We start from the raw sequence: 12,533 nt of genomic DNA on the forward strand, positions 1-12,533 counted from the left end.
GGGCCCACACGGTGTAGAACAGGTCCGCTTCGCCAGAGGGAATCCGGCCGCCGGTGAGGGAGACGCTGCCAATGCCCGCGCCCGCCCGCTGCACGCCGAACGCCATCAAGTCACGCGCGGCCCGGCCCTTGTTCTGCGTCTCCATGATGCGCTCTTCCAGCAGGCCCCGGCGCTGGAGGTGGACGCTCACGCCAATGGCGGTGGCGAGCACCACCATGGACATCGAGGCGGCCACCATCAGCTCGATGAGCGTGAAGCCGCGCGGCGTCGTCGAACGAAGTCGCTTCATGGCGCCATCCGGGTCTGCAGGGCCACCGCGCGGCGGGGAGCACCGGGCTCCTCCGCCCAGCTCACGGTGACGCGGACGTTGATGACCTGGTGCAGGGCCAGGCTGCTGGCGTGGGGCAGCGGGATGGCGCGGCTCAGCGCGGGCTCGCCTGTCTCGGAGCCCTCGAAGGGCGGGTCCACGTCCAGCGTCAGCGTGTAGGCCATCTGCGGCGTCGCGCCCGGGAGGGGCGGCGTCTCCGTCATGCGGCCATTGGCGGACCACCACACGTCGCGCCCCGTGTTGTCGAGCTGCTTGATGTTGACGCAGGGGTCGTTCAGCGGCTCGCCCACGCAGCGGAGGTTGACCACGCGCTCCAGCTCCTGTTCAGCGATGAGGTTCGCCTGGCCCAGGTTGTTGTTGCGGCGGTTGTGACGGGACGCGGTGCCCAGCGTGAGCATGATGCCCAGGATGCCGAGCATGAGCACCGCGGCGGTGGCGAGGGTCTCCAGGATGCTGAGGCCGCGCGGATGGGCGTGGAGCAGGCGCCGGTTCATGGCACCACCTCCTGGACGCGTGAGCCGGACTGCACGTCCCAGATGAGGACCCGGGAGCTGCTTCGCGGCGACTCCGAGGTGGGGTTGTTGTACGTCCCGCTTCCCAGCGCGCGCACCTGCCCGTTCTTCACGATGAGCAGGTGGTTGTCATAGAGCACGGGCGCGTGCGTGCCGTGGCCGTCAATGGCGGTGTCATTGCCCGCGAGCGCATTGCCCGCGGTGCTGTAGGCGTAGACCCTGCCGCTGGTGGTGCTGTCCAGGTCGCACGCGCTGGCGGCGCGGCCCACGGCGCTGGTGGTGAAGACCCCGTCCTGGGTGGTGGAGACGCCACCCCAGACGACCTGTCCTTCGCCCAGCTCGCGTACCCATTCGAGGTGCGCGGGGCAGGTGGCGCCGGGCCGCGTGGTGGGCACCGGGGCGCGGTCCTCGAAGGCCATCAGGTGATAGCGGGGTCGCGGGTCGGCGACGTCGTCCGGCTCGTTGGCGATGTCCGGATTGTTGGCGGTGCCGAAGTACAGCCGCACCCGGCGGGGGCCGCTGTCCGGCACCACCGACGCGGAGATGGTGGAGAAGATGCGCTGGCTGGTGGGGTTGCGGATATCGGGCACGGCCTGCGCGTCCGCGACGACACAGGAGGCCAGCACCTTGCCCAGCGGCGTGCTCGCCCCGGTGTTCGAGTAGGTGGGGTTGATGCGGTAGATTTTTCCCGAGGTGGACGGGACGTAGATGACGTCGACGTTGCCGTCGCCATTCACGTCCAGCGGGATGGGCTCTCCGCCGATGCCTTCATCCGCGTCCGCGGTGGTGCCCAGCGTGACGACGCCCGCGAGCCGCGCCTTCGCGCTGTTGCCCGGCACCTGCGCGGGAAGGCCTGTCTTGAGGTCCATCAAGTAGACGGTGCCCACCGTGCCGGACTCCGGCGAGTAGTCCGTGCCGAACATGGACACCCACTTCTTGCCGCCAGCCTCGCCGAAGTCCATGCGCACCAGCGAGGGCGCGTGGCGCGAGCCGCGTGTGTCGGGCTTGGGCGTGGCGCCGGTGAAGAGCGCCGGCAGCGGGTTGCAGCCGTTGCCGTTGTTCGTGCACGGAACGCCCGCTGACGTGAAGCGGTCCCGCTTCATGTCGAACTCCCACAGGGGCGTGGGGTAGCCCGAGGCCGTGGGGTTGGTGACGTCGAGCGCGAAGAAGAGGCTCTGCTTGGGGCCGGTGGCGCTGGCCAGCACCGTCTTGGCGCCCTCGTTCCGGGCCGGGCGGGGACGCCAGGCCTCGTCGGTCTGCCGCGGGTCGTGGCCCGTGTCCGGGCGGTAGTCGTTGCTCCGCAGGTCCACGTCCGCCACGGAGGGCGTGGCGTCCATGGTGGCGCGCTCGGTGGAGTACGCGTCGTTGGCGCGGCGGTAGTTCTCCACGTAGTAGGGCAGCATCTTGAAGGGCAGGTAGGCGAACAGCTCGCCGCCTTCGCCGTAGTCGTGCCCGTTGGCGCAGCCGCCGGCCCGGCCGAAGTAGCCCTGATACTCCACGCGGCCTGGCGTGCAGGGGTCATCCCCCGTTTGGAAGGCGCCCGTGCCCAGCGCGTGCAGGTAGCCCTGCGTGGTGCCCACATACGTCACCGTGGGGCGGCCGGTGTTGGCCGCGCTGAAGTTCTCCGTGAACTTGCGGCGCTCCGTGTCCAGGTTGCGGCCTTCGAGCAGCCACGCGGGCACGTTGGGCGGCCCGATGACGGCCGCGGTGGACAGATTCACGCCGCCCAGCGGCCAGGTCCGCATCCGGTTGCGAGCGAGCGAGGCCTGACGGTCCTCCCAGCCGTAGAGCCAGTCGCGCAGCGCCACCCGGTCATCCGCGGTGCAGCCGTTGCGGCCGTCCAGGTCATACAGATACACGCTGCCGTTGCGCCGCGTGCAGTAGGTGTCTGGGAAGACGGGGCTGGTGGTGTTGTTGCGCGCCATCAGGTCCTTCACGTCGATGGCCTGCTGGTTCGCTGGATTGAGCGTGATGAGCCTGCGCGTGTCGAGCGGCTCGCCGGGAGGGGTCTCCAGCGTGCGCATCAGGTCGCGCATCCACTTGCCGGAGTCCCAGACCTCCTGCGTGGGCGCATAGGGCGCCAGCGAGGCGGGCTCGTAGAGCTTCTTCAGGTAGATGTGGCCCCGGTCGATGGTGTCCGGACGGTTGTCGTAGGTGCGGATGGAGACCTGGTCCACGCCTCCGTCGGCGACCCAGGTGCGCCCGGGCGTTTCATAGACGCCGTGGATGACGGCGTTGGCCATGGGGATGAGCGACGCGCGGCCATATTCGCCGCTGCGCTGCGCTTTGTAGGAGACGTTGATGTTGTGGATGGTGGGCTGGCAGGACTCACCCGGGCTCTCCATCACCGCGCGCCAGCACAGCTGAGTTCCCACGCGGCCCTGCTCCAGGAAGTCCTGGAGGACGGCCGTCTCATTGCGCACGCCGCCGTCGCTGTCCGGGATGGGGACCCGGAGCCAGTTCGGCGTGTCGTTGACGACATACGTGGGATTGGAGGTGTCGCAGGGCTCCTGGCAGACCTTGCAGTCCAGCGCCACCTCATAGGTGATGTCCGGCCTGCGCTGGCCCGTGCCGCCGTCCGGCAGTGTGACGGAGAGCGAGCAGGGCGCGATGCCGCCGCCGTCCGCCGCGTAGTAGGGCTGGTCCTCCACGGTGAACGTCACCTCGGTGATGGTGAAGTCCAGGGAGATGTCGGGAGAGATGTCCGACACCACGTCGGAGCGGTAGGAGCCGTTGTTCTGCTTGTTGATGAGGATGACGATGTCGCTGTACGTGCGGTCACCGCCCGCGTTCTGGTCTTCCCAGCCCAGAATCCAGACCAGGGGGTTGTCACGCGGCGCACCCACAATCGTGTGCGCCGCGCGGCGGTTCACGGAGCGCACGTCCTGCGTCTGGTTGTTCGGGAAGACGACGCCGCCATAGGCCGGGTCGGTTCGCAGGCGGGCATAGGCGTCACCGCCCAGCCAGGTGCTCAGGTTCTTCCGGTCCACCACCAGCGGGTTGAGGCTCTGGTGCAGGTCCATGTTGAGCGGCGTCTTGGTGAAGAAGACGTTGATGTCGCCGTGCATCCACAGGTCGCACTGCACCTCCCGGCCATCCGTGGTGGGCCGGGTGATGAAGCAGGAGTCCGTGGCGGGGCCGTAGATCTGCTCCACGTAGGTGACGAGGAAGAAGACGATTTCGCGGTCACCCGCGAGCCGTCCCATGGGGACAATCTGGTCCTCCGCCTTGGTGATGGGCGCGCTCGGGTTCCTGCCGGTGATGAGCCGCCCCGCGCTGTCGAACGCGCTGGCCTTGTAGTCAGGGATGCCATCGGGAGCGCTGGATTTGTCCCAGGTGCCGGTGACGCGCGTGAAGGTCCCCTGGGAGTCGAGCGTCCAGCCCTGACGCGGGGCGAAGCACTCGGCGGTCTCCGACTGGCGGCATTGGTTCGGGTCATCGTCCGTGGACAGGAAGATGAGGTTGCCGATGCCCCGATTGTCGTTGAGCGAGTGCCTTGGCTCCAGCAGGTTGGGGATGTGCGGGAACAGGCCCCGGTCGCTGAAGTACGTGTCTACCCGCTCGGGAGTCGCGGTGGCCCGGAGGTTGAGGTATTCGAAGCCGTCGTTCATCCGCTCGTTGAGGAGCAGGTCCGCTTCGAAGTCCCGGACGCGCTGACCCACCACGCCGCCCGTCCTTGGCTGCGTGGGATAGTCCGCCAGGCCCTCCCAGCGCCGAGGCCCTTGATTGGCGAGGTAGCTGGACGCGCTGTTGCACCGGCCCGTCAACAGGTCGGGCTCGCGCAGCGTCACCGTGCCGGCGTCCCCAAAGCGGCGGTGGGTGAACGGGCGGTCGCAGCGAGGGCCCTCGCTGCCGATGTAGCGCGAGGGGTTGAGGTTGTAGAGGTCCTCGTGGAAGTCGGGCACGCCGTTGTTGTCTGTGTCCCGCATCCGGTCGTCATCGGAGTTCTGGGGGGTGCCGTTGTCGTCGATGTACCCAGCGTCGATGAGCTCGTCGTAATAGAACCAGCCCAGCGTGCTGGAGGCGCCGCTGCCCGCGCGGTCATCGACGATGAGCGCGGTGAGCTCCTGCTCGAAGGGCAGGATGATTTTCTCCGGGTTCAGGACGTTGAGGTTGGTGTTGAGCCGCAGCTTGGGCGGGTCGTCGTCCGTGACGATGATGGCGCTGGGGATGCCCGCGTCCCTGCTGAAGTCGGGTTGCTTGTCCTGGTCCGTGGTGTCGATGCACAGCGCGAGGCTGCTGGCGCCGCCATCCGCGCCACCACTGCCCGTGTCTCCGCCGGGACTTTGGGCGAGCACGGCTCCCGCGGCGGCCACGGCCACCGCGGCCATCCAGGTTCGAGTCCAGCGCATGATGTCCCCCCTGGCGGCCAGTGCTTCAGGGCCGCCCGATTCAGGTGCAACGGAGTGCGATTGAAGGCGTGGAAATCAGAAGGTGGGAAGGCCGCTGCTGGAGGTGCCGGTGCCCCGGCACCCCATCTTCGTGCCGTAGCTGCACGCGAGCCCTCCCTGGGTGCTGCTGTGCTCCAGGAGTGAGCGGACGATGGTGCGGTAGGGGAGGCCCGGGCCCGGGGGTTGGACCTCGCCCACGGACACCAGCCAGATGCGGCCGTTGGCGTCGGCGTTGCGGTCGGCGTCGTCGTCGTCCTCCACGACGAAGACGCGGAAGGACACGCTGCGTGCCTCCGGATAGGCGCGGATGGGCTCGCCCTCCACGTCGTTGATTTCGACGGAGGCGCCCGTCACGGTGTCGTCGATGGCCGTGCCGCGCGCCAGCGTGTAGGGCGTCTGGGGGATGAGCTCCCGCCAGGGCACGCCGCCCGCGGCGACGTCGGGCAAGCCCTGCTCGGCCACGACCTGCAGGCGCGGCAGGACGTCCTGGTTGTAGCTGCCAATGCCTCCCGAGACGGGGTTGTTCACCATCGCCAGGACGACGGCGCGGCCCTCGGCCATGCCCGCCTCGGCGGCGAACAGGGCTTCCCGCGAGCGGCGCTCATGGGATTGGAGCGCGCTCTCCGTGGTCACCGCGCGGAGGGACACGAGCACGCCCGCGGTGACGAGCGCGATGAGCCCCAGCGCCAGCAGCAGCGTGAAGCCTCTCCGCGCGCCAGGGGCGTGTGCGGGCTTGCGGGTCGGATGACAGCGCACCGGGGACTCCTTGCCCTGGAGGGCAGCAGGGAAGCGCAGGTGTCTGTCTCAGCAATCCCCAGGCCCGCCTTCGCGGCGCATCCAGGTCCATGCATCCAGCCGCTTGGCCAGGGCCCTGGGTAAAGCCTGACACGGACTCAGGCGACACGGATTGCGGACCTCGCAAAAGTTGCGAGTCGGCGACAAAGTGGGACGCACCGTGGGGCTCGTCCCAGGAGGCGAGACGCGTGGTGGCTCCGTGACAGTCACACGGAGTGTCGTGTCTCAGCCGCGCCCTCGGGGCCAGAACGGCACGTCGCGCTCCGGGGCATTCAACCAGACGGATTTGAGGAAGCGCACGGCGTTGCGGTCCGCGGTGTCATGCCGGCTGGTGAGGCCATGCGCCGCGCCCAGCAGCAGCAGCACCGCCAGGGAGGCCCCCAGCGCGGGCGCCGCGGGCCACGTCTGGCCGGGCTTCCGCGCCAGGCTGACGAAGACCCAGGCGGCGGTGCCCAGCAGCAGCGCCCCCATCACCCCGCCCGCCAGTCCCGCCGGCAGCCCCAGGAAGGTCAGCACGCCCGGCGGGAAGTAGCCCGCACGCAGCAGCGGCAGCGCCAGGGCGCCCACGGCGTTGGAGACATCGTCGGGGATGTAGTTGATGAAGGTGGCCACGCCGGTGGCGATGATGGACACCGCGCACAGGAGCGCGGCCACGCCCAGGGCCCACGCGCCTTGGACGGTCGCGCGCAGGCGCTCCAGGAAGAGGCCGGCGGGCAGCAGGAGGAAGGGCACCAGGCCGGTGAGGTGGCGCGGCCCCGTCGTCCAGCCCCACGAGTCGTAGGAGAACGACGAGGTGAAGTACGTGTAGCCCACGAGCAGGGCCACGCTCAGCCACGCCAGCGCGCGGGCCTCTGACGACTGGCCCCGGCGGCGCCACACGAGCACCAGCCCCGGCAGCGCCAGCAGGAGGAAGGGGGCCAGGGTGAACAGGCCCCGCAGCGGGGAGAAGAAGGACAGGGCGAAGGCGCGTGGGTCCGGCGTGCGGATGCCCAGGAAGCCGCCCAGGTGCCAGGGCTGGTAGCCCGCGTCGTTGAGGTACTTGTAGCCGCTCGTCAGCGGGTGGCCGAACGTCACCTGGTGGTAGGCCATCAGCGCCACCAGGAAGGGCAGGGCGCCCAGCGTGGCCAGCCCCGCGGCCCGGCCCAGGCGCACCCAGCGAACACGCGCGGGCGCGTCCTGGAAGGCGAAGGTGAGCACCGCGTACAGCACCAGGCCGAGCACGCCCATCGCGCCGGTGTACTCGGCGGCCACGGTGGCGCCCGCGAAGGCGCCCGCCAGGACGTAGCCCCGCTCGCGCCATTCGCCACGCGCGCAGCGCCACAGCGCGTAGAAGCTGGCGAAGAGCAGCACCGCCGTCGTCTGGTGGCTCATGAAGAGCAGCGAGTAGCTGAAGGCCAGCGAGCCCAGCCCGTACGTCACGGTGAGCGCATCCGCGACCAGCGGCTCCAGGGACGCGCGCAGGTAGCGGCGCACCAGCCACAGCAGGCCCAGCGTGGGCAGCACGGTAAGCAGCAGGCGCGAGAAGAAGACCAGGGGCACTTCGGGCACGGCATGCCGGTGGCCGCCGCCCACCGCGCGCAGCACGGCGTAGAGGGGCACGGCGGCGAACGACAGCAGCGGCGCCTTGCTGGGGTAGTACTTCCCGTCCTTCACTGACAGGTCACCGACCTTGCCGTAGTCGTGCAGCGCCTGGTTGATGTGCAGGGTGCCGTACTCCACCAGCGCGCGCGTCTGCCACAGCCGGCACAGCTCGTTGGGCGAGCGCAGGCCCGGGTGGTACGGGAACAGCAACACGTACAGCGCCGCCAGGGCGGCCCACACCGCGCGCGGCGCGCCTCGGGACGGCAGGGCCTGGCGCTCAAAGGTGGGAGCCGAAGTGGGCTCCGGGGGCGCGTCGGCGGGCAAGGGCGTGGGATTCATGGCAGCGGGGCCCTGCTCTGGGGCGAGGCCGCCTCGGAAGGCGGCTGCGATTCAAGGGACAGCCGGGGTGTCACGCGCGGCGGCGATGCCTTACGCATCGCCCCCGGTGGCGCGGGCCACGGCGAAGAGGCTCATGCCCACCGGCAGCTTCACGTGCGACTCCGCCCGCGCAATCAGGGGTGCCAGGGTGTCGTAGAGCTTGAGTTGGAGCTTGGGCACCGAGCGGCGGCGCAGCAGGCGGCTGTTGACGAACCAGCCTGGCAGGCCTGCCAGGTTCATCCACTCCAGGGTCTCCACCTGGAAGCCGTTCTCCTCCAGCACCGCGCGCAGCGTGGAGGGCGTGTAGCGGCGGTAGTGGCCCACGGCCTCGTCGATGGCGCCGAAGAGCTGCTGGAGCGCGGGCACCAGGATGACCACCCGGCCCCCGGGCGCCAGAATCTGCTTGAAGCGCCGGACGGCGGACGCGTCATCCGGGATGTGCTCCAGCACGTTGGAGAGGACGATGGTGTCCAGCCGCTCCGTCTTGAGCGACTCCCAGTCCGCCAGGGCCACGTCGGACAGGTACGGCCGGATGTGCGGCTTGCCGCGGAAGAGGTTCTTCAGGCGGTCCACGTAGAAGCGGTCCACCTCCAGCGCGATGAGTAGCTCCAGGCCCGACTCCAGCTCACGCGTAATCGTGCCGATGCCGGCGCCAATCTCCAGCACCCGGCGGCCCAGGTGCTCGCGGAAGCGGCGGCCCAGCCACTGGTTGTAGTGGACGGCGCCGTCCATGCGCTCCAGCGTGGTGTAGCCCTCGTGCTGGTTGTCCGCGTCGTCGCGCACCGTGGCGTAGCGCACCAGCGTCTTGAGCCGGGACAGGTGCGCCGCGCGCGTCCGGCGAGGCACCGCGCCAGGCGGCAGCGTCACCTCGGTGAGGCGGAACAACTGCGCGGCCAGCTTCACCACCAGCTCCGCGTCCACCGCGTCGTCGTCGCTGGTGAGCGTGACGGAGCGCAGCGCCTCGGTGCGGAAGGCGCGCAGGCCGGTGAGCGGGTCCGTCAGCGGCACGTCGGCGACGAACCGGGTGAACTGGCCCAGGGCCCTGTCCGCCAGCAGCTCCGGCGTCAGCCCCCGCGCCGTGCGCAGACCGAAGACGGCGTCCGCGGTGTCCGCCTGGATGGGGCGCACCAGCGCGTCATAGACGTCCTGCGTATACGAGGTGTCCGGGTCCTGCAGCACCGTCACCGCGCCCGACACCTTCTCCAGCGCGGCGCGGATGGCTGCTCCCTTGCCGCCCGGCACCGTGAGGACGTGCACGTTGGGCGAGGAGGCGGCGTCAACGCAGCCCTCGCCAGCGAGGACGACCTCCGCGTCAGGAGGCAACGCATGGGCGAAGCGGGAAGCGGCAGCCGCGGTATCGGGCGAGAACGGGAGGACGAAGGAAAGCGGTGGCGTCACGCCGGGCTGACTAGCACAGGCGGCCCGGCCATGCGCGTCAGCGCCCGCGAAGAAGCGTGGATGGAGGGCATCCAGGCGACCGCGGAACGATGGACAACCCCGCGGGGACACGGCACGCTCGCCACGGTCCCCTCGCGTGTGGGTGAAGGTCGGCGGAGTGCCGCCAGGCCGTGGAATCGCTCTGGGGACGGCAGGGAGACGTGACGTGGATGGAACCGGTTTCGACCCGGCCGGCGGCGCCGGTGGCCTGACGCCCGCGGGCCTCATGCAGCATGTGCGCGCGGTGTGGCGCCGCAAGTGGGTCGTCCTTGGCGTGGCGTTGGTGGTGGTGGTGCTCACGGCCGCCCACACGTTGCGCCAGCCCAAGGTGTACTCGGCCAGCGCCTCGCTCATCATCGACGTGATGGCGCCTCGCTTCCTGGATGGGGAGGTGAAGGAGGTGATGGGCGAGGAGCGCAGCAACTACTGGTTCAACAAGGAGTACTACGCCACCCAGAGTCAAATCATCACCTCGCGCGCGGTGGCGAGCCGGGTGGTGGACAAGCTGGGCCTGTCCACGGACGCGGACTTCCTGGGCCTGGCGCACGTCACCGACGAGAAGACGCGCCTGCAGGCGATGCAGGGCGCGGACGCGGTGGCGCTGCTCCAGTCGCGCATCCGGGTGATTCCCGCGCGGGACTCGCGGGTGATGAACATCGCGGTGGATGACTTCGACGCGAAGCGCGCGGCGCTGCTGGCCAACGAGGTGGCCACCGCGTACATGGCGGAGAACCTGGCCCTCAAGCTCCGGACGACGGAGGACGCGCGCGACTGGTTGGAGATTCGCCTGTCCGAGCTGGAGTCGCAGTCCAAGTCGAGCGAGCTGGCCGTCTACGACTTCAAGAAGGACGCGGACATGCTGTCCACGTCGCTCGAGTCGCGGATGAGCATCGTCAGTGAGCGCATCAACAGCTTCAACCTGAAGCTGACCGAGGTGCGCATCCAGATTGCCGCCCAGCAGGCGCGGGTGGAGGCCATCCACCGGCTGCGCAAGGCGTCTCCGGAGGATGAGACGTGGGCGGAGGCGCTGTCGGGCGCCACGGAAGGGCCCATCCAGGACCTGCGGCGCAGCTACACCGAGCTGCGCGTGGCGTGCGCGGAGCTGGGGGAGCGCTACCTGTCCGAGCACCCGAAGCTGCTGGAGTGCAACCGCAAGCTGTCGGTGGTGCGCGAGGACTTTCTCAAGAGCCTGAGCAACGTGGTGCGCGGCGCGGAGACGGTGCTGGCGGAGTCGGTGGCGCAGGAGAAGAACCTGGTGCGCCTGCTGGACGCGGAGAAGTCGGAGGCCTTCCTGGTGAACAAGAAGGCCATCGAGTTCGACCGGCTCAAGCGCGACTCCGACAACAACCAGCGCCTCTACGAGCTGGTGGCCAGGCGCCTGAAGGACATCGAGCTGTCGGGCATGCTGCGCACCAGCAACGTGCGCGTGCTGGACCCGGCGCGGCCCGTTGTGGTGCCGGTGAAGCCGCACGTGCGCCGCAACCTGGCGGTGGGGCTGGTGATGGGGCTGCTGGCCGGCCTGGGCGTGGTGCTGCTGCTGGAGCTCCTGGAGAACAGCGTGGCCACGCAGGCGGACGTGGAGGAGCGGCTGGGGCTGGCCTTCCTGGGTGTGATGCCGCGGTTGGACGCCAGCAAGGCGCAGCGCGACAGGGATTTGCACGTCCACCGCGAACCCAAATCGACAGCGGCGGAGTGCTGCCGCGCCATCCGCACGAATCTGCTGTTCATGTCGCCGGACAACCCGTTCAAGACGCTGGTGGTGACGTCCAGCGGGCCGCAGGAAGGCAAGTCCACCACCTGCGTCAGCCTGGGCGTGGCCATGGCCCAGAGCGGCAACCGGGTGCTGCTGCTGGACACCGACATGCGCCGGCCGCGTCTGCACCGCGCCTTCGGCGTGCCCAACGAGCTGGGCATCTCCTCGCTGGTGGTGGGCGAGGGCACGCTGGACGCGGCGGTGAAGAGCACCGAGGTGCCGGGTCTCTTCGTGCTGCCGTGCGGACCACTGCCGCCCAACCCGGCGGAGCTGCTGCACACCCAGGCCTTCACGGACCTGCTGAAGGCCGCCTCCGAGCGCTTCGACCGCGTCATCCTGGACAGCCCGCCCATCAACGCGGTGGCGGACGCGGCGGTGCTGGCCACGAAGTGCGACGGCGTGGTGCTGGTGCTGAAGGCGGCCAAGACGAACCGCGAGTCGGCGCGGCGCGCGCTGCGCTCGCTGGCGGATGTGCAGGCGCGCATGTACGGCGCCATCCTCAACGACGTGGACCTGTCGGCGCCGCGCTACGGTGACTCGTATCTGGCCTACCAGGGCTACGGGCAGTACGCGGAAGACGCCAAGGATGGGGTGGCGCAGTCGTGAACGCGCCATCAGCGGGCGCGGGCCCGCGAGTGCTGCACCTGGGCAAGTTCTATCCTCCCGCGTCGGGCGGCATGGAGGCCCACGTGCGGACGCTGGCGCGGGCCCAGGCGGCGCTCGGCGCGCAGGTGGAGGTGCTGTGCGCCAACCACACCGCGGACGGCGCGGGCACCAGTCACGAGTTCCAGGGCCGCAGCCCCACGTGCGAGACGTGGGACGGACCGGTGCGCGTGACGCGCCTGGGCCGGCTGGCCTCCGTCGCGCGCATGGACGCGATGCCGGACCTGCCGCGCATGCTGGGCCGCGCGCTGTCGCGGGGCGTGGACATCGTGCACCTGCACACGCCCAATCCGACCTGGGTGCTGGCCCTGGACGTGGTGCGCCGGCTGCCTCCCGTCTTCATCACCCACCACAGCGACGTCATCCGGCAGAAGGTGGCGGGCGCGCTCTTCAAGCCCTTCGAGGCGCTGCTCTATGCGCGGGCCCGGCGGGTGCTGGCCACCAGCGAGGCCTATGTCCCGGGCTCGCCGCTGCTGCGCGCCTTTCGCGGCAAGGTGCGGGCGCTGCCGCTGGGGCTCGACCTGGCGCCGTACCTCCAGCCCTCCGCCGCCGCGCGTGAGGCGGAGGCCCACTGGCGGGCGCAGGCCGCGGGCGCGCCGCTGTGGCTCATGGTGGGGCGGCTCGTCTACTACAAGGGCCTGTTCACCGCGTTGGAGGCCCTGCGCCGGGTGTCCGGGCGGTTGGTGGTGGTGGGG

At 70.1% G+C, this 12,533-nt stretch carries 8 protein-coding genes; 2 read left to right on the top strand and 6 right to left on the bottom strand.

Annotated elements, in window-relative coordinates:
- The 6 genes from G4D87_RS22480 to G4D87_RS22505 all read right to left on the bottom strand — a co-directional run.
- The coding region (locus G4D87_RS22480; protein ID WP_205507686.1) for a PilW family protein at nt 1-289 on the bottom strand (289 nt) is incomplete at its 3' end.
- Entirely contained in the window at nt 286-822 is a 537-nt protein-coding gene (locus G4D87_RS22485) for a type IV pilus modification PilV family protein (protein ID WP_163784218.1), read from the bottom strand. The genes G4D87_RS22480 and G4D87_RS22485, both read right to left, overlap by 4 nt.
- Complete coding sequence (locus G4D87_RS22490; RefSeq protein WP_163784220.1) at nt 819-5,192, bottom strand: pilus assembly protein; 4,374 nt, start codon at nt 5,190-5,192, stop codon at nt 819-821. The genes G4D87_RS22485 and G4D87_RS22490 overlap by 4 nt, the downstream gene beginning before the upstream one ends.
- Nucleotides 5,193-5,267: 75 nt before the next feature.
- Nucleotides 5,268-5,987, bottom strand: a complete 720-nt coding sequence (locus G4D87_RS22495) for a hypothetical protein (protein ID WP_163784222.1) — start codon at nt 5,985-5,987, stop codon at nt 5,268-5,270.
- Nucleotides 5,988-6,251: 264 nt separating this feature from the next.
- On the bottom strand, nt 6,252-7,946 hold the full coding sequence (locus tag G4D87_RS22500; RefSeq protein WP_163784223.1) for a glycosyltransferase family protein: 1,695 nt from the start codon (nt 7,944-7,946) through the stop codon (nt 6,252-6,254).
- 90 nt (nt 7,947-8,036) lie between these two features.
- Nucleotides 8,037-9,383 carry a bifunctional glycosyltransferase/class I SAM-dependent methyltransferase gene (locus tag G4D87_RS22505; RefSeq protein WP_163784225.1) on the bottom strand — a complete coding sequence of 449 codons (1,347 nt, stop codon included), beginning with the start codon at nt 9,381-9,383 and terminating at the stop codon, nt 8,037-8,039.
- 205 nt (nt 9,384-9,588) lie between these two features.
- Here G4D87_RS22505 and G4D87_RS22510 point away from each other — a divergent pair, with 205 nt between their 5' ends.
- Both G4D87_RS22510 and G4D87_RS22515 read left to right on the top strand, forming a co-directional pair.
- On the top strand, nt 9,589-11,781 hold the full coding sequence (locus tag G4D87_RS22510) for a GumC family protein (RefSeq protein ID WP_163784227.1): 2,193 nt from the start codon (nt 9,589-9,591) through the stop codon (nt 11,779-11,781).
- Nucleotides 11,778-12,533, top strand: a 756-nt coding sequence (locus G4D87_RS22515; protein WP_163784229.1) for a glycosyltransferase, incomplete at its 3' end; no start/stop codon positions are given. The genes G4D87_RS22510 and G4D87_RS22515, both read left to right, overlap by 4 nt.

This window comes from Myxococcus vastator (assembly GCF_010894475.1).
Lineage (GTDB): Bacteria > Myxococcota > Myxococcia > Myxococcales > Myxococcaceae > Myxococcus > Myxococcus vastator.

Bases quoted from the DNA above. Each gene is read 5' to 3' on its own strand.
- G4D87_RS22490 (WP_163784220.1), bottom strand. From the start codon at position 5,192: ATGCGCTGGACTCGAACCTGGATGGCCGCGGTGGCCGTGGCCGCCGCG.
- G4D87_RS22500 (WP_163784223.1), bottom strand. From the start codon at position 7,946: ATGAATCCCACGCCCTTGCCCGCCGACGCGCCCCCGGAGCCCACTTCG.
- G4D87_RS22485 (WP_163784218.1), bottom strand. From the start codon at position 822: ATGAACCGGCGCCTGCTCCACGCCCATCCGCGCGGCCTCAGCATCCTG.